The sequence below is a fragment of the Thalassospira sp. ABD4_177 genome (assembly GCF_056160125.1).
This window is the reverse complement of the sequence record NZ_JBSWWO010000001.1, coordinates 447,277-465,389: the sequence shown is the minus strand read 5'-3', so window position 1 is coordinate 465,389 and position 18,113 is coordinate 447,277. Positions and strand designations below refer to the sequence as shown.

Here is an 18,113-nt window from a genome sequence, read left to right as displayed (position 1 = left end):
CAGTTCCTCACCGTCTTACAGTTCGACGGCAATTTCCTCGTTCTCGAAGCACTCGATGACATCGCCAGCCTGGATATCGTTGTATTTGGCAAACGACATACCGCATTCATAGCCCTCGCGGACTTCCTTGACTTCGTCCTTGAAACGACGGAGCGTCGAAAGTTCGCCGGAATGAATAACGACATCGTCGCGCAGCAGGCGCACACCTGCGCCACGTTTGACGATACCCTCGGTGACCATGCAACCGGCAATCTTGTTGCCAGAGATGGTGAAGATGTCGCGGATTTCTGCGTAACCCAGGAATTTCTCGCGAACTTCCGGGGAAAGCATGCCCGACAGCATCTTTTTGATGTCATCAGCAACATCGTAAATGATCGAGTAGTAACGAATATCAACGTTGTCACGGCGGGCCTGTTCACGGGCCTGCTGGTTTGCACGCACGTTAAAGCCGATGATCAGCGCATTGGATGCGCGCGCCAGTGTAACGTCGGATTCGTTGATACCACCGACACCGCTATGCAGAACACGGACCGAGACTTCCTCGTTACCAAGTTTCTGCAAGGTGCCGATAAGCGCTTCGACAGAACCCTGCACGTCACCCTTGATGACGATCGGGAGTTCTTTGACCTCACCGCTCTGCGAGAACATGTTCTCAAGCGCGGATTTCTTCATCGCGGCAGCCTGGGTTTCACGAATGCGGCGCTGACGGAAGTCAGACACTTCACGTGCCTTGGCTTCGTTTTCAACAACCACAAAGTCGTCACCGGCAGACGGCACACCGTTCAGACCGGTCACCTCGACCGGCATCCCCGGGATGGCTTCGCCAACACGGTTACCGTGATCATCGATCAGGGCACGGACACGCCCCCATTCCGGGCCGGTGACAAAGATGTCACCCGTGCGCAGCGTACCGCGCTGAACCAGAACGGTTGCGACCGGACCGCGGCCTTTTTCCATACGGGCTTCGACAACAACACCATCGGCAACACGTTCCGGATTGGCTTTAAGGTCAAGCACCTCGGACTGCAGCAGAATGGCTTCTTCCAGTTCGGTCAGACCGGTGCGCTGTTTGGCGGAAACTTCAACCGCCTGAACGTCGCCGCCCATTTCCTCGACCACAACTTCATGCTGAAGAAGTTCGGTTTTCACCTTGTTGGCATTCGCGCCCGGCTTGTCGATCTTGTTGATCGCGACAATCATCGGAACGTCAGCTGCCTTGGCGTGGCTGATCGCCTCGATGGTCTGCGGCATGACCGAGTCATCGGCCGCAACAACCAGAACCACGATATCGGTCACCTGCGCACCGCGCGAACGCATTTCGGTAAATGCGGCGTGGCCCGGGGTATCGATAAAGGTGATTTTCGAGCCGGTTGCCATGGTGACCTGATAGGCACCGATATGCTGGGTAATGCCACCGGCTTCGCCACCGGCAACGTCGGTGGAACGCAGCGCATCAAGCAGCGAGGTTTTACCGTGGTCAACGTGGCCCATGACGGTCACGACCGGCGGACGACCGACCAACTGTGCGTCGTTGTCGTCAGCACTGACCAGTGCTTCTTCAACGTCAGCATCGGAAACACGGCGCATGTTGTGGCCGAATTCCTCGACCACCAGCTGTGCGGTATCGGGATCAAGGCTCTGGTTGATGGTCGCCATAACGCCCATGCTCATCAGGGTCTTGATAACGTCTGCCGCACGTTCAGCCATACGGTTGGCGAGTTCCTGGACAGTAATAACGTCCGGGATAACCACATCACGCACGACTTTTTCCTTCGGTTTCTGCGGCCCTTGGGCACGCGCTTTTGCTTTGGCCTGCTGGCGCTTGATCGATGCCATGGAACGACGGCGACCACCTTCGTCACCGCTCATTGCATTGTTGATCGAAAGCTTGCCACGGCGGCGGCCATCGTCACCCTTGCCGCGCGCTGCGCGACCGGCTTCTTCTTCCGCACGCTTGCGCGCAGCCACACGGGCGTTCTCTTCTTCAATTTCCTTGCGGCTTTTGGACTTGCCATCTGCCGGGGCAGCACGGCGACGTTCTTCGGGAACGAGCGGCTCTGCCGGCTCACCCTGAATGACGTTTTCCTCAGCCTTCGGCTTGGCAGCCGGTTTCGGCTTGGAAGTCTTGCCCTTGGCAGTCGAGGCAGCAAGCTGCTGTTCGACTTCTTCCACAGACGGGGAGTCGCCTTTGGCCTCAGCCGGTGCTTCTTCCTTCTTGGCCTCTTCTTCGGCCTTTGCCTTGGCTTCTTCTGCCTTGCGGGCTTCTTCCTCGGCCTTGCGTGCCGCTTCTTCACGCGCGCGAATTTCGGCGTCCGCTTCGTCCTGCTTGCGGCGCTCTTCAGCAGCCTTCAAAGCAGCCATGCGGGCGGCACGTTCGCTATCGGTCAGATTGCCGTGATCATCAACGGCCGGACGCGATTTCGGCTCTTCAACCGGCTCTTTCTTGACTTCCGGTTCCGGCTTTTCTGCCGCCGGTGCCTGCTCTTCAACGAGATCCTTCTTCACTTCACGGAAGCGACCGGATTCGTTCTTTTCGAATGTACGCTTCTTACGCACTTCGACGGTCACAGATTTTGACCGTCCATGCGAGAAGTTCTGGCGAACCTGCCCGGCCTCGATCGTCTTGCTCAATTCAAGCTTCGATCTGTTGAGGCTCAGCGGTTTCTTCTCCTGTTCGCGATCACTCATAATCCGTCCAACTTCCTCATTTCCTGCGGGATCGGGCACATCTGCCGATCCTGTCCTGTCCGTCTGGCGCTTGTCTGATCTCAGACAGCGCGAAATCCTTCAAGCCGCTTGCATGAACGCCCCAACCGGTTGGCAAGGCCCCCTGGCGCAACGGCCACATGTACTGCTTTTTCGCGACCAAAAGCCGCGCCGATTTCAGCAGCATCCAGAACGGAATAAATCGGCAGATCCCGGGCCTTGGCCTCGATCTTGGATTTTCCGTCTGCGGCACCATCGCGTGCCGCCAATATCAAGGCTGCGCCCTCGGCAATCTGGGCACGGGCCTTTTCAAATCCTGCAACAGCCTGTCCGGCACGTCGCGCCAGCGACAACAGATCGATACATTTGCGCGTCAGCAATTCCTCGATCCGGTCTGCAAGTGCGGTGTCGACCACGACTTTTTGCCGGGCCGCCCGGGCAAAGGCGTTCTTTGCACAGGCGGTATTTATCACATCCCGCGACGGGCACAACCATAATCCCCGTCCCGGCAGCCGTTCCTCAAGGTCGGGAACAACCGAACCATCCGGCCCGATTACAACCCTGAGAAGATCTTCCTTGTTCCGGACTTCGCCGGTGACAATGCACCGGCGTTCCGGAACCTCGGCTACCTTGCCGCCTTTACGATGCGACATGGCATCCTCCGATCAGGCTTACGCCTCTTCGCCTTCGGCAGTTTCTTCGGTCTCTTCTTCAAGACCATCGAACCAGCCAAGCTTGCGACGGGCTTCCATGATCATGTCGTTGGCCTGATCCATGGTAATGGTATCGGCATCGGCGACATATTCGATCAGCTCGTCACTTGCGAGATCGGCAAAGTCTTCAAGGTTTTTGACATCGTTTTCGCCAAGGCGAACAACAACGGCAAGCGACAGACCCGGGAATTCGACCAGATCGTCGGCAACCTTGAGCTCTTCACGACGCTTCTGAAGGCGCTCTGCCTCTTCGGAAAGGAAGGTACGTGCGCGGTTGCGCAGTTCTTCGGCGATCTCTTCTTCGAAACCTTCGATCTCGGCCAGTTCTGCCAGCGGCACGTAACCGACTTCCTCGATCGAGGTGAAGCCTTCGGCAACGAGGAGATGGGCGATAACTTCGTCAACATCAAGGGCCTTGATGAACATTTCCGCACGCTTGCGTGCTTCTTCCTGACGACGTTCGCTTTCGTCTTCCTCGGTGAGAATGTCGATATCCCAACCGGTCAGCTGGGAAGCCAGACGCACGTTCTGACCGCGACGCCCAATGGCAAGGCTCAGCTGATCGTCCGGAACGACGACTTCGATACGGTTGGTTTCTTCATCAATAACAACCTTGGTGACCTCGGCCGGGGCCAATGCGTTCACAACGAAGGTCGCCGGATCTTCCGACCACTGGATGATGTCGATTTTCTCGCCCTGCAGTTCGGCAACAACAGCCTGCACGCGCGAACCGCGCATACCGACACAGGCGCCAACCGGGTCAATCGAGTTGTCCGAGGACAGAACCGAGATTTTGGCGCGCGAACCCGGGTCACGGGCAACCGACTTGATCTCGATGATGCCGTCGTAGATTTCCGGAACTTCCTGGGCAAACAGTTTTGCCATGAAGGTCGGGTGGGTCCGCGACAGGAAGATCTGCGGGCCACGCTGTTCACGACGGACATCAAGGATCAGGGCACGTACCCGGTCCCCCTGACGCACGGTCTCGCGCGGGATCAGTTCTTCACGGCGCAGAATGGCTTCGGCACGGCCGATATCAACAAGAACGTTGCCAAACTCGACACGCTTGACGACGCCGTTGATGACTTCGTCTGCACGATCCTTGTATTCCTCGAACTGGCGTTCGCGCTCTGCGTCGCGCACTTTCTGCACGATGACCTGCTTTGCAGTCTGGGCAGCGATACGGCCAAAATCGATCGGCGGCAGCGGATCAACCAAGAACTCACCAAGATTGATGTTCTCGTCACGGATACGTGCCTGTTCGAGCGACATCTGGGTGAAATCGTTTTCGATTTCATCGGTGACTTCGATGTAACGGGCGAGTTTGATTTCGCCGGTTTTACGGTCGATATGCGCACGAATATCATGCTCGTGACCATATCTGGAACGACCGGCCTTCTGAATGGCCTGTTCCATGGCACCGAGAACTTCGTCACGATCAATGCCCTTTTCACGGGCAACGGCATCAGCGACCTGCAAAAGTTCCGGCCGCGGCATTCCCGAAGTTGCTTCCATATCCAACCTCTATTCTGCGTTATCGTCAGTCCGGCGATCACCGGTGACGTGCGCGATCAATTCATCTGTCAGCACCAATTTCGCTTTCGCGATATCGGCCAACGGCAACAAGACACGTTCGCCATCCACAATCAGGGCGACCGCATTATCTTCAATCCCATCCAGCACACCGCTGAAACGGCGACGACCATTCATGGCCATCACCAGCTCGACCTTTGCCTCAAATCCCTTCCACACATCAAAATGCGCGGCACGGGTCAGCGGGCGGTCGATACCCGGGGAACTGACTTCAAGGTGATAGGCACCCGAAATCGGATCCTCGACATCCATCAGGGCAGAAACCGTACGGCTGATTTCGGCGCAATCTTCAACATTGATGCTGCCTTTGGCTTCCGGACGATCCGCCATGATCTGCAGGATATTATGGTCCTGCCCGGTCATCGAAACGCGAACCAGCTCAAAGCCCAGCGTGTTGAGTGACGGCTCGATAATCTCTGCGATTTTCGCCATCAACGGGTCTTTTAACTGTTGTCCAATCAGCTCAGCCATAAAGCGATGCCATACCCCAAAAAGCACAAAAGAGCGGGCGCGATGCCCACTCTTTGTCAGAATTTACAAAAAGCTTGGCGGCTTTATACAGCCGGTTTGCGCAGAAATCAAGTCAGGATACCGGCATACAACGTCATTCAACCCAAGGATTCCGGGCGGGTTCAAACCAACGGCTGTGGGGCGGCCAAGCCACGGAAGAAGGCAAAGGCATTCACAGCCCCGTCCCGCACTGCTTGCTCGTCCTTTGCATCAAGCGCCAAGCCATTGACCTGCTCTGCAAATTCACGCCAGTGCTTGCCACGGCCTTCGACATGACCGGCCAGATGGCGGGCGCCAAATTGCGCATGAAGGCCGATCTTGTCAGCCGCCTTAAGCAAGAAGGCCGCACCAAGTGATGAGCCCTCACAAACATAAAGCCAGCCCACTCTTTCCGCACCATCGGCGTTAATCGGCATCCGACTCCAGTCTTCTTCCGCATCACAGCCAAGGTCCGCCATATCGGCACAGACAGCTTCATATCGGCTGCGTTCTGCCAGACCCGGAATGGCGTCATTCAGATCAGCTGCCGCATAAAGTGATTTCATCCGGCCATGAAATATATGTTGCAAGCGCAAGAAACGCAGATAGTTGTCGCGGCTGTCGAACGGTTCCATGGCCATAACCATGTCATCCACCGACTGATGTGCGCTGCGCGTCGATTGCTTGAGTTCTTCAAGACGGGTCATGCCCGCCAGTGCCTGACCTGATACAGCATTCATTGCCGTTGCCCTTTCCTTAAGTCCGGTCCTAAGTCCGGCCGAATGGTTCATTGCCGTTCGGCTCTCTTTTCCCAAGACGGGTCAGGCGGGCTGATATCTGAAACTCACCGTGCGAAATCATTGCAAGGGAACGATCAGTCCTCGCGAAACGCGCGGGCAAACTGATCAGACAGTGGTTTGAACAGATAACTGAGTGCTGAACGTTCCCCGGTTGCAAGGAATGTCTCAACCGGCATGCCGGGCACCAGTTCGCGACCCTCAAGTTTGGCCACTTCACCGGCTTCGATGCGCACGCGTACGTTATAATAGGTCTCACCGGTCAGTTCATCGCGATCAAGATCGGCTGAAACAAAGGAAACCTGACCGCTAAGTTCCGGGGTGGTTCGCTGATTAAACGCTGTGAAACGCAGCATGGCGGTCTGGCCGACCATGACCTGTTCGATGTCACGCGGATTGACCTTTGCTTCGATCACCAGTTCATCGCGATCCGGCACAATCCCCATGATCCTGTCACCCGGACCAATGACGCCACCAACCGTGTGCACGGCAAGCTGATAAACCGTGCCGTCATAGGGTGCGCGAATATCGATCCGGCGCAACTGATCACGCAGGGCGATTTCCTGCTGCATTAGTTGGGAGATCTGCTGATCAATATCGGTCAGTTCGCCAAGAACTTCTGTCTGCCGATCGCGGTCAAGCTGCAGGATTTGCATCTCGGTTTCCGAAATCTGCATGCGTGTTGCGGCAATCTGGGCTGTCAGTTCGCCATGCCGACCATCAAGGCTTGCGCGTTCGCGACGCAGGGCAGCGACCCGCGTGATCGGCACAAGTTGTTTGGCAAACAGGGTTTCAAGCCCGGTCAGTTCATCAACGATATGATGGCGCTCTTCCTCATTGGCGTTTTTCTGTGCGGTCAGGCCCACAACCGTTTCTGAAAGCTGGGAAAGCTTTTGGCGCAATTGTTCCTTTTCACCTTCCAGACTGTTTTTACGGGCGGCAAACAAACTGACCTCGGCCGCGATCAATTCGGATATCTTTGGTTCCGACTGGCGGTCGACAAAGGCTGCGGGAACTTCAAGTTTGGACAGGTTGTCACGTTCACCGGTCAGGCGCATGCGTCTCGCAATCAAGGCCGACAATTGCGTTTCAACAATCCCGAGGCTTGCGCGTGCCATCGTATCGTCAAGCCGGATCAAAAGATCACCCGCCGCAACCCGGTCACCGTTCTTCACATTGATCTGGCCGACAATGCCACCTTCTGAATGCTGCACATCCTTGACGTTGCTTTCGACAACGAGCTTGCCCGTGGCAACCACCGCACCGGACAGCTGCGCAAAAACAAGCCACAACACACAGCTGGCAAACAGCACGGCAACGATGCCGCCCCCCCAAACAACATGGCGGCGTAGTGTTGCAATCGCTGGCGACATCACCTGGGGATCTGCCGATCCGCTTGGCCCGATGGCAAGCTGTAATCTGGTCATGCGGTTTCTCCCACCTGTCTGACGGTTTTGCGCATGATGTCATCGCGTTTGCCAAACGCCACCTGACGGCCATCCTGAATAACGGTCGCAAGGTTTACGGTTGCAAGCGCACTGGGCCGATGCGCGATCAGAACGACAATCGCCCCGCGGGCGCGCGCATCCCTGACGGCTTGAAGCAAGGCTTGTTCACCGAGGCTGTCGAGACTGGCATTGGGTTCATCAAGGACAATCAGGAACGGATCGCCAAACAAGGCACGGGCAAGGCCAATGCGTTGCCGCTGCCCACCTGACAGGACAACACCACCACTGCCAATCCGGGTGTCATAACCATTGGGCAGGGACAGGATCATTTCATGGGCGCCAGCTGCCTTTGCCGCCGAGACAATGGCGCTGTCGGTCGCATCAGCCTGCAACCGGGCAATGTTGCGCGCAATCGTATCGTCAAACAGCGCGACATCCTGGGGCAAATACCCGATATGACGGCCAAGATCGACCGGGTTCCAATGGGATAGCTCCGCCCCGTCAAGACGGATACTGCCACCGCGAAACGCCCCCATACCAACAAGCGCACGCCCAAGGGTCGATTTTCCCGAACCGCTTGGCCCGATCACGCCAAGCCCGTCGCCGGCCTTGAGAACCAACTCCCCAACCCGCAACAGAACCTTGTCTTTGCCAGCTTTCTGATTGCCGGGCGTGCCGATCACAAGGCCGGAAACCGAAAGGCTCTCAGACGGCGCGGGCAGAGTTGTGGTGTCCGCTTTATCTGACATATCCGGCAGAAGCGCATCAAGACGCCCCCATGCTTGTCGGGCGGCAACAAAGCCGCGCCAGTTGGCGATGGCCTGTTCGACCGGTGACAAGGCACGCGCGGTTAAAATCGATGCAGCAACCATCGCACCGGGGGTGACTTCCTGCTTGATCGCAAGATAAGCACCAAGTGCCAATACACCTGACTGCAATGCCAGACGAATGACCTTGATATAGGCCGAGAAGGTTGAGTTGACGTCACCAACGGCGGTGTTGTCGTTCAAGTACAAATTGTTTTGGTTGGCCCATGCCCCGCGAAAGGCATCTTCCATACCCATCGCACAAATGGCCTCGGCATTTTGCCGTCCGGCTTCAATCAACGCATTGCGCCGGACAATCTGACCGTTCATCCGCGCGACTTTCTTGCGCGTCACAAATTCACTGATCAGGGTCAAAACAATCAGGGCCAACCCACCGACAAGGGCCAAGACGCCAAGCCAGGGGTGGAAGGCAAAAACGATCCCAAGGAAAAGTGGCATCCATGGTAAGTCGCATATCGCGACAGGCCCGGAACCGCCAAGGAACTGTCGGATCTGATCCAGATCACCAAGCGGCTGAGAGGTTTCGCGACCGTTTTTCAGGCGCATATCCAAGGTACTGGAAAGGGCCATGGGACCGATCTGTTCATCGACTCGCCAGCCAACCCGGACCAACATGCGCGCACGCAGGGCATCAACCGCACCAAGAAACAGATAAAGACCAACCACAAGCCCGATCAGCGCAATCAAGGTCGGGATGCTCTGGCTTGCCAGAACGCGGTCATAGACCTGAAGCATGAAAAGCGGGCCGGTCAGCATCAAAAGATTCGACACACCGCTCATCGCGCCGACGGCCATAAAGGCACCGCGCAATGCGCCAAGGGCACGACTCATCGGACCGGAATGCGTCGAAGGCTGGGTGGGGCTTTGGGATGCTTTGACAAACACGCTTTTGATACACCAGTCATCTGGGTTAGGTTGGGGTGGGTGCCGCTGTTACGCGGCACCCTGCAATCAAGACCTTGTGCCCGTTCCGCGGCTTGCGGGACGGGCCGTTTTCGTTAAACGAAGTCGGTTGCATCAAGGTCGTTGAAATCAACACCGGTCAGGGTGATGGTGCCGTTGGCATGGGTGATCTCGGCATTGCCCGCGCCATCATCGCCAATAGTCACCGAGCTGTAGTCGATATCAAGAAGGTCGGTACCGTCTTCAAAGTCGGTGATGGTGTCATCACCAAAGCTTGACGAGGTATCGAACTCAAAGGTGTCCGCCCCGCCATTGCCGGTCAGAACGTCGTCACCAGCCCAACCGCCGATCACGTCATCGCCAGTGCTGCCGTTGATTTCAACACCGGAATCAAGGACAGATTCCAGCGTATCTGTGCTGCCAGAATAGATGTCGACAAGAACGCCGTTCGTGTCACTGTTGGACAGGTTCAGGCCCGAGATATCAACAGGCGAGTCGGTGAAGTCAAACTCGGTTCCATTGTCTGCGACACCCAGAGTGCTGCCAAAGGACAGTTTGTCGAGATTGCCCGTGATCGTATGCGTGCCGATGTCGTAGGCAAAATCAGAGCTTCCCGCAGTCGCAAGCACAGAACCGGTATAGCTGCTGCTGCTATCCAGGTCGGTCGCCAGGAACTGTGTACCACCATAATAGCTTGACGGTGCAAAGCCGTCATAGAAAGTACCGTGGTTGCCCGAACCAAGGGAGAAGTTGGTGTTGAAGTCTTCAATAACACCATGCAGGTCCACACCAGCGCCCGAAGATGCTGCGTTGAGATCAATCGTAATAGTCATGTCAGTTTCTCCTGTCATTAAGCTACCCATTCAGCGGATAGCACAATGAGAATGACTCTTATTATCTTGAAGAGTCAACGGAAAAAATTGTTTATTATCAATAGTTTATAGTGATAAGCACGAAAGCCCAACCAGGCACATACCTGGTTGGGTTCAGCATCTTGCCGATGCGGCGTTACGTTAGAAATTGCCGCTAAAAGTCAGTATGGCGGTTCGTCCTGGTGCCGGGGCGAATGTTCCGCCCGTCCCCTGCACATAGGCTTCATCCAGCATGTTGTTCACCGCAAATCTCAGTGTAAGGTTTTCGTTGATTTCATATGAGCTGTAGAAATCAAACACCCGGTACTTGAAATACTCAGAGATGATTGAGGACGACTTTTTACTGCCGAAGTTGTCCTGCGGATAGACAAATGACGCCCGCATTCCAAGAACAAGGTCCTGATCAAACAGTCTAAACCCGCCATCAACCGTGTATTTTCGCTTTGGAATTGCATAAATCCCGAAAAGCTGATCAGCGGTCCCGTAGTTGACTTCGTTGTAGGCAAGATAAGTTCCACCCAATTGGGTATAGTTTACCGCGGCAAAGGGATCATATGCCGTGTCGAGAACATATGGATTGTGGTTGCCTGACAGATCGGTATCGGAAATCGAAATCGTACCACCGAGATAGAACTCGCCAGCATCATAAGACAGCTCGGCTTCGGTACCATTGATGTATACCGGGTCAGTCAAATTGACGATTGCCTCGGCCTCAACCGACTTATTCGTAATAACCCCAAGGTTCGTTCTTTGTGGGGTTGGCTGCGGGACGGTGGCCAAGGTGATGTAGTTATCAATTGCGGTCCGATAGTAAGCAAGTTTTGCCCTGAACCCGTCGCCTTGGCGAAGCACGTTGTCGAAGCTGAAGTTGACACCAACTTCTTTCGTCTCGCTTTCTTCCGGCTTCAGGTTCGCGTTGGAGTAAAACGGCAAACCGGCATTGTCGCCAATATGATCGCCCTTGATCATTGATTCCATGATGGTTGGGGCACGCATGTTCCGGCGATAATTTGCAAATAGCTGAATTCCCGAAGTCACATTGACACTGGCACCAACCGATGGCGAAAACCCATCTTCGCTAAGATCGATATTCAGTGGCGTGCCACCATCCTCACACAAGTTGGCGGAGTTCTGTTCCTCACACCAATAGGAATCACCAGTCAGCGAGTACCGGTCATAGCGAAGGCCGCCCCGGAGCTCGAACATGTTGTTAAGGTCATAAGTGGCGGCAACAAAGCCCCCGGAAACGTCACGTTCGCCGGCCGGAGTGCCACCTTCGATTTCATACGCGGCACCCGCACCACCAAGACCGCCAAGCTCGGCACTTGTTTTGGCCTTGTCCTGAAAATACTCGACACCGTAATCCAGACCGAGGTGACTGGCGACGTCGTTGCTGAGGTCAAGGTCAAAACTGCTACTATTTGAAACCTCACCACCCACAGTATCGAGCGTATATTGGTTATCAAAGGAGTCCATCGATACGTCACCGTTGTCTTTGTATCGCGCCGGTCGGAACTGATGGTTTTGTGTTCGCGTCCAATACACGCCGCTATTCATGTCAATCAGAGCTGATTCCGGATTCCAGACATGCTTGGCGGTTACGGTATGAACGTCCGTTTTATTGTGGTCTTGGAGGTTATTCGTTGTATCATTCGATTTTGTGTATGACGTGCTGCTCCCGACATACCCAAGATTTATTTCCTGATCTTCGGTCAGAAAAAGGTTCGCCTTTAACAGACCTGACGTTTGCCGGACATAACTGTATTCCGGGCGGGAACTATAAACATCGACATATTTTGGTGTATCATCGATTTCTTGATAAAGGCCGGGGTTATGCGTCCCGGGGCGATAATCGCCGACGACTTTTCGGCTGACTGCGGCAGATACATCAAACTTCGGGGAAACACGCGCACCAGCGGCAACGTCGCCTGCGAAGTCATACTGGTTTGTGCCGCGGCTAAGATTGACTTTGCCGCCCCAGTCCTCGTCCGGATCTAGAATATCCTGCGTATTGAGCGTTCGCATGGTGACGATACCCGCTGAAGTACCCGCACCGCCATTCTTCGCCAAATCTGATTTCTCGACCTCAACCTGGGCCAGAAGTGCCGGGTCGACATAAACACGTGATGCCGTGCCATGGGTCAGCTGATTATAGTTCTGACGCGCACCATCAATATTGACGTTTACCCGACCCATTTCCTGCTGACCACGCACATTCACCGTCAGACCAGGATCTTGTGCATCGTTTGCAATATCCACACCGGCAACATTATTGAAAATCTCGCGCGCCTCACGCACTGGTGCTTTGCGCATGCTTTCCTGCGTGATCACCGCCACAGAGCCGGGGGTGGAATAAACCTCATCGGGAACACCATTCGGCCCCATGCCGCGACGTCTTGCCGTCACGACGACAGGTGCTGTCACGAAGTTAGTATCATCATTGCTTACACGGCTTGGGTCGATGACCGAGATCGTCGTTGCGTTCAGCACTTCCCATCCGAGACCGCTTTGCGACAGCATTCTGTCCAATGCTTCGGTCGCGCTCATTTCCCCGGATATACCGGTGCTTTGAACCCCGTCGGGCAATGCCCCGTCAATTGCAACATCAACCCCAGAAGTTCTCGAAAAGGTAACCAGCGCCATCGCAAGCGGCTGTGACTCAATGTCAAAGACATGGATCTCGTTTGAGAGGGCTGAAGAGGATGAATTGTTTTGTGCAATCTCAAATGCTGACGGCATGTCAGCGGTAGATTTTTCGATTGATTGTGCAGTTGCCCCCGCAGGCGCCATTGCAATCAATCCATAGCCCAGCGCACCAATCGCCAGAACCTTCACACCCCCCAAGGATGTGCCCGATTTGAGAGTTGTCTTTCTGGTATCGCCAAGGCGACCCACCCCATCTGAAGGCATTTTATTATGGTCTCCTGATTTCACGAATGCAACTTAGTCGCATTGTTGTTTCGCTACTTTCTCAGACGAGGGGGTTTTGCACTTATCTGAAACAAAATGATATTTTTTGAAAATAATTTTTATTTGTAATTATATGTCCGCTGACCTCTGCGAGACAGTGCCGGACATTTGGCTCACACGTCCCGGATAACAGTCAGATAATCGGTGAACCGGGTCACGTCGACATGCAAGACATCTGCAAGCACGGGCACGACATCACGCGACCGGTCCAGATCGACGACCAGTGTCACCGACCGCCTTTTCAATGCATCGTCCATAATAACGATCTTGCCCGGCTGCCAGCGCTCAAGCACCGTGGCAACATGCCCAAGCGGTTCGCCCATGAAGATCAATTGACCCTGACGCCAGGCCAGCGCGGATTGCACATCAACCGGATGCGCAGACCTTGAGACACCTGTGGCATCGTATGTCATGGCATTTCCCTCAGCGAGGGTATGACGCCCACCGGCAATATCGACCACAAGCGGATTGGTTTCGGCGATCGTTGTGACCTCACCATCATAGGCGGCGACATCAAACGTTCCGCCGGTCGACAGGGTTCTGCCGTTACGTGCCCGAACGAAGAAGGCACCATCACCGCCTTCATGTTCGAACCATGCTTCACCCTGATGTATTTCGACCCCGGTCATGGCGCCATCAGACACGAAAGACAGAATGCTGTTGCTGGCGACAATACTGCGCCCACGTTGTCCGGGGATGCTGATTTCACGTCGCTGACCAGTTTGCGTTCTAATATCGGCCAGCGGATGGTAGCGGTATGTCCCCCAGCCACCTGCAAGCAGGATTGCCGCCAGGGAGCCGCCCAGCATGGCGCGCCGTCCGATATGCTTCGAAGACGTGATATCAAGGCTTGAGCTACCACTCCACAGACGCTCGATATCGGCAAATGCCTTTGCATGCGCCGGGTCTGTCGCCACCCAGTCCGCAAATTTCTGGCGATCATCTTCGCTTTCACTACCATCAAGCAGCAAAGCGAACCAATAGGCTGCTTGCTCTGATACCGGATCTCGCAAAGAGTTCATGCTGTTTGCTCGTGCCATTGTCTGGTTATTTCAGTTTTCAGCTGTGTTGCGCCGGTCTACCCGCGTCATTCGAACACAGGGGAAATTCCGCTCTCTTGGTTTTTAACGAACGAGCGCGCGAAATATCCGAAGTCCCGATCACTTTTTTTCGGCCTGATCCATTGCCTCTTTGATAAGGCCAAGTGCGCGGACCATGCGGCTAAAGGCCGTCTGGCTCGGAATCCCGAGTTTTTCGCCGATCTGCACATATGTCAGACCCTCGATGCGGGCCAGAATGAACACATCGCGCTGATGCTTGGGAAGTTTCTGCAGGATTTTCTGCAGTCGTTTCAGTTCCTGACGCGACCAGGCGATTTGCTCGGGCGACGGGGTATCGTCTGCCAGCATTTCAAATGCTTTGTCCGGATCGGGGACAAAGCTCAGGATCCGTTCACGCCGGAAATGATCAATCACCAGATTATTCGCGGTGCGATACAGATAGGACTTGGCAAAATCCTGTTCAGGCAGTGACGGCGTTGCAATGATGCGCAGGAACGTGTCCTGCACGATGTCATCTGCCATATGCCATGAAAGCTTGCGCCGCCGCACAAACTGCAGAAGCCGCGTATGGTAGGTACGAAAGAGCTTGTTTACATCCCAATGTGGCACGGGTCGGACCTTTGGACTGATCTGCAAACCGGCATAAAGGTGGGGCCAAAACGTGCCGGTTTGACTTCAACATCAACAAGATGATCAGCACACCCTATCGCACATGACAATCATTCTCAATATAAACCTGTTTATGCTGACGTACAGGGGCATGATCAGCCCACGCAATCACAAAAAGAAACCCGCCTGAAACGGGCGGGTTTGTTCAATATGAATTATCAGATGGAGTGGCTTCAGGCCGCGCGTTTTCTACGCCGGAAACGCAGATAGTTGCATTTCTTGCCCTGGCGCAGCGCCTTCTGCTCATAGCGGGTTTTCACCCAGTCGCCGGGTGGGGTGCGCCAGTCATCGGGTCCCTTGGCCAGCCATTCGAAATCCGGGTGGTTGTGCATATGCTGCAGGGTCCAGGAAATATACTGCATATCATCGCTGGCCACCCGGAACTCTGCCCCGTCTTTCAGAAGACGTGCAAGCAGCGCCAGGTTCTTGGGGCCGATAAAGCGGCGTTCTGCGTGGCGTTTCTTAGGCCACGGATCGGGAAACAGCAAAAACGCCCGATCAAAGCAGGCATCGACCAGCTTATAGAGCAGCGGGCGCGAATCATCGGCGATCACACGCACATTGCTGAGGTTGCGCTCATCAAGATGGCGCAGCAGGCTTCCCACCCCGTCCATGAACGGTTCGGCGCCGATAATTCCGACATCCGGATTTGCTTCGGCCTGACCTGCAAGATGCTCCCCACCACCAAAACCGATCTCAAGCCAAAGCTGCTTGGGCTTTGCCGCAAAATAGCTGTTGGGGTCTACGCCGGCCGCATCGGGGTATGTAATCCCGATTTCAGGCAGCATGGCATCGACAAGGGCCTTGCGGGAATCTTTGAGCGGGCGGCTGCCGCGACGGCCATAGAAATTTGGTCGGTCAGCGGTCGGAATCGGACGGTCTTTGTTGCGCATGGTCGTTTCTGTCGATCAGGGTCGGGATGAGTGGTCGGGTCGTCTGAAAATCAAAACGGGCGACCCGATTTTTTCGGGCCGCCCGCCTCTTATCACGTCATGCGATTTTGGCAAATCGCACTTTTTAACGCGCTTTCTGCAAATCAGGCACCGAAGGCCGATTTCAGTTCGCCAACCAGATCGATGCGCTCCCAGGAGAAGCCACCATCATCGGTCGGCTGACGGCCAAAGTGGCCATAAGCAGAAGACGGCGTGTAGATCGGACGGCAGAGCGAAAGATGCTCACGGATGCCACGCGGGCTGAGATCCATCAGCTGACGCAGAACGTCACCCAGCTTCAGCTCATCAACATTACCGGTATCATGGTTGTTGACATAAAGTGCCAGCGGCTTGGACACGCCAATCGCATAGGCAAGCTGAATGGTGCATTTTTCAGCAAGACCAGCTGCCACGACGTTCTTTGCAAGATAACGCGCAGCATATGCAGCCGAACGGTCAACCTTGGTCGGGTCTTTGCCCGAGAACGCGCCACCACCATGCGGGGCCGCACCACCATAGGTATCCACGATGATTTTACGACCGGTAAGACCGGCGTCACCATCAGGACCACCAATAACGAAACGACCCGTCGGGTTAATGTAGATTTCATCTGTCGGCGGCAGCCAACCTTCCGGAAGGGCAGCTTCGACATAAGGCAGAACCAGTTCGCGGACGGCGTCCTGGGTCAGACCGTCGGCATGTTGGGTCGAAACAACCACAGAGGTCGCTGCAACCGGCTTGCCATTGGCATAACGCAGGGTGACCTGGCTTTTGGCATCCGGGCCGAACTGCGGGGCTTTGCCCGAGTGACGGTCCGCAGCCATGGCACGCAAGATACGGTGCGAAAACTGGATCGGTGCGGGCATAAGTTCATCCGTTTCGTCACAAGCATAACCAAACATGATGCCCTGGTCGCCAGCGCCAAGGTCTTTTTCACCAGCGGAATCAACACCCTGTGCGATGTCTACGGACTGTTCATGCACATGGCAGTCGATTTCAGCCGTCTCCCAATGGAAGCCATCCTGCTCGTAGCCGATGTCACGGATTGCCTGGCGGGCCTTTTCGATCATGACCTCTTTGGTCACGCTCTCGGGGCCGCGTACTTCGCCTGCCAGGACCACACGGTTGGTGGTAGCAAGCGTTTCAAGAGCAACGCGCGAATCTTCATCCGCAGCAAGAAAAGCATCAACGATGGAATCGGAAATGCGGTCACAGACTTTGTCCGGATGACCTTCCGAGACGGATTCACTGGTAAATAGATAATCGGAAAGAGACATATAAGACCTTCTCCGGTAATGGGTTTCCAAAACTGGACCGGAGGGCTCCCGATACGAGGCCGTATCGTTAGCGCCCACTTAGCCTTTTTTTGTGTGGTGGCAAGCGGTCCAAATCCGTCCACATTGATCAGTTCTTGACCGAACTGTCATATCGGTTGTGCCTGATCGCTCTGTGAAGGTCAAGCATCATTGCCGCAAAACCGTAACCCGAAAGACCTTGTTTCGGCAAAGGTTATGGGCAAAAGACAAAGACGTGATTCACTGATTGCAAACCACGTCTTTTGCCCAAATCGTCCGGTCAATCCGGTTATTTCTGATCGGAATCAGTGCCCTGCAATGCACCCATCGATTTGACGAGTTCAAAGATTTTCTTGCGCTGGTTCGGATCGGTAATCCGGTAGTAGGCACGCACCAGCTCCAACGTTTCACGACGGTTCATCGGGTCGTTGTCGAACGGGTCCGGGCTTTCAGACATTTCACGACGTTCATGCACCGATTTTGATGAAATCTCGTCAGGCATGTCGTCAAAGAAGAATGATACAGGCACGTCAAGAACGCGTGACAGATCATACAAACGCGACGCACCAACACGGTTGGCACCACGTTCATATTTCTGCACTTGCTGGAACGTCAGGCCGATTGCTTCGCCAAGCTTTTCCTGGCTCATGCCAAGAAGTGTCCTGCGCAGGCGAACACGTGCACCAACGTGAATATCGACAGGATTTGGGGCGCCACTTGCAGTCCGGCCACGACCCCGACCGCGTGTGTTCTTTACCATCGTGTTTTCATCCTTAGGCGACATTTAAGGTAGTTCCTTCTTTCACTCCGACCTATCCGTCCGTGATTTTGCGGGACA

General features: G+C 55.0%; 14 protein-coding genes. All 14 read right to left on the bottom strand.

Going from position 1 to position 18,113, the window contains the following annotated elements:
• Positions 1-15 precede the first annotated feature (15 nt).
• Complete coding sequence (gene infB / locus ACXAF0_RS02205; protein WP_475343239.1) at positions 16-2,688, bottom strand: translation initiation factor IF-2; 2,673 nt, start codon at positions 2,686-2,688, stop codon at positions 16-18.
• Positions 2,689-2,768: 80 nt separating this feature from the next.
• Positions 2,769-3,359: an RNA-binding protein gene (locus ACXAF0_RS02200; RefSeq protein WP_475343235.1), complete on the bottom strand. Its 591-nt coding sequence runs from the start codon at positions 3,357-3,359 to the stop codon at positions 2,769-2,771.
• Positions 3,360-3,377: 18 nt separating this feature from the next.
• Entirely contained in the window at positions 3,378-4,934 is a 1,557-nt protein-coding gene (nusA, locus tag ACXAF0_RS02195; protein WP_475343231.1) for a transcription termination factor NusA, read from the bottom strand.
• Positions 4,935-4,943: 9 nt separating this feature from the next.
• Positions 4,944-5,444 (bottom strand): ribosome maturation factor RimP, encoded by a 501-nt coding sequence (rimP, locus tag ACXAF0_RS02190; RefSeq protein WP_475343229.1) that lies wholly within the window; start codon positions 5,442-5,444, stop codon positions 4,944-4,946.
• 200 nt (positions 5,445-5,644) lie between these two features.
• Positions 5,645-6,241: a biliverdin-producing heme oxygenase gene (locus tag ACXAF0_RS02185; protein WP_475343227.1), complete on the bottom strand. Its 597-nt coding sequence runs from the start codon at positions 6,239-6,241 to the stop codon at positions 5,645-5,647.
• A 134-nt stretch (positions 6,242-6,375) separates the two neighbouring features.
• Positions 6,376-7,725 (bottom strand): HlyD family type I secretion periplasmic adaptor subunit, encoded by a 1,350-nt coding sequence (locus tag ACXAF0_RS02180; RefSeq protein WP_475343225.1) that lies wholly within the window; start codon positions 7,723-7,725, stop codon positions 6,376-6,378.
• Positions 7,722-9,404, bottom strand: coding sequence for a type I secretion system permease/ATPase (locus ACXAF0_RS02175; protein ID WP_475343223.1), 1,683 nt, complete (start codon positions 9,402-9,404; stop codon positions 7,722-7,724). Before ACXAF0_RS02175 ends, ACXAF0_RS02180 begins: the two co-directional genes overlap by 4 nt.
• A gap of 167 nt (positions 9,405-9,571) precedes the next feature.
• Entirely contained in the window at positions 9,572-10,309 is a 738-nt protein-coding gene (locus ACXAF0_RS02170; RefSeq protein ID WP_475343222.1) for a calcium-binding protein, read from the bottom strand.
• A 180-nt stretch (positions 10,310-10,489) separates the two neighbouring features.
• Complete coding sequence (locus tag ACXAF0_RS02165; RefSeq protein ID WP_475343221.1) at positions 10,490-13,282, bottom strand: TonB-dependent receptor; 2,793 nt, start codon at positions 13,280-13,282, stop codon at positions 10,490-10,492.
• 149 nt (positions 13,283-13,431) lie between these two features.
• Entirely contained in the window at positions 13,432-14,340 is a 909-nt protein-coding gene (locus tag ACXAF0_RS02160; protein WP_475343219.1) for a FecR family protein, read from the bottom strand.
• Positions 14,341-14,478: 138 nt separating this feature from the next.
• Positions 14,479-14,988 carry an RNA polymerase sigma factor gene (locus ACXAF0_RS02155; RefSeq protein ID WP_475343218.1) on the bottom strand — a complete coding sequence of 170 codons (510 nt, stop codon included), beginning with the start codon at positions 14,986-14,988 and terminating at the stop codon, positions 14,479-14,481.
• Positions 14,989-15,221: 233 nt separating this feature from the next.
• Positions 15,222-15,941 carry a tRNA (guanine(46)-N(7))-methyltransferase TrmB gene (gene trmB / locus ACXAF0_RS02150; protein WP_475343216.1) on the bottom strand — a complete coding sequence of 240 codons (720 nt, stop codon included), beginning with the start codon at positions 15,939-15,941 and terminating at the stop codon, positions 15,222-15,224.
• A 143-nt stretch (positions 15,942-16,084) separates the two neighbouring features.
• Positions 16,085-17,257, bottom strand: a complete 1,173-nt coding sequence (gene metK, locus ACXAF0_RS02145; protein ID WP_475343212.1) for a methionine adenosyltransferase — start codon at positions 17,255-17,257, stop codon at positions 16,085-16,087.
• A 307-nt stretch (positions 17,258-17,564) separates the two neighbouring features.
• Positions 17,565-18,035: a helix-turn-helix domain-containing protein gene (locus tag ACXAF0_RS02140; protein ID WP_475343210.1), complete on the bottom strand. Its 471-nt coding sequence runs from the start codon at positions 18,033-18,035 to the stop codon at positions 17,565-17,567.
• Between the last annotated feature and the right edge of the window lie 78 nt (positions 18,036-18,113).

Bases quoted from the DNA above. Each gene is read 5' to 3' on its own strand.
- infB (WP_475343239.1), bottom strand. From the start codon at position 2,688: ATGAGTGATCGCGAACAGGAGAAGAAACCGCTGAGCCTCAACAGATCG.
- ACXAF0_RS02200 (WP_475343235.1), bottom strand. From the start codon at position 3,359: ATGTCGCATCGTAAAGGCGGCAAGGTAGCCGAGGTTCCGGAACGCCGG.
- nusA (WP_475343231.1), bottom strand. From the start codon at position 4,934: ATGGAAGCAACTTCGGGAATGCCGCGGCCGGAACTTTTGCAGGTCGCT.
- rimP (WP_475343229.1), bottom strand. From the start codon at position 5,444: ATGGCGAAAATCGCAGAGATTATCGAGCCGTCACTCAACACGCTGGGC.
- ACXAF0_RS02185 (WP_475343227.1), bottom strand. From the start codon at position 6,241: ATGAATGCTGTATCAGGTCAGGCACTGGCGGGCATGACCCGTCTTGAA.
- ACXAF0_RS02180 (WP_475343225.1), bottom strand. From the start codon at position 7,725: ATGACCAGATTACAGCTTGCCATCGGGCCAAGCGGATCGGCAGATCCC.
- ACXAF0_RS02175 (WP_475343223.1), bottom strand. From the start codon at position 9,404: ATGAGTCGTGCCCTTGGCGCATTGCGCGGTGCCTTTATGGCCGTCGGC.
- ACXAF0_RS02170 (WP_475343222.1), bottom strand. From the start codon at position 10,309: ATGACTATTACGATTGATCTCAACGCAGCATCTTCGGGCGCTGGTGTG.
- ACXAF0_RS02160 (WP_475343219.1), bottom strand. From the start codon at position 14,340: ATGAACTCTTTGCGAGATCCGGTATCAGAGCAAGCAGCCTATTGGTTC.
- trmB (WP_475343216.1), bottom strand. From the start codon at position 15,941: ATGCGCAACAAAGACCGTCCGATTCCGACCGCTGACCGACCAAATTTC.
- metK (WP_475343212.1), bottom strand. From the start codon at position 17,257: ATGTCTCTTTCCGATTATCTATTTACCAGTGAATCCGTCTCGGAAGGT.
- ACXAF0_RS02140 (WP_475343210.1), bottom strand. From the start codon at position 18,035: ATGGTAAAGAACACACGCGGTCGGGGTCGTGGCCGGACTGCAAGTGGC.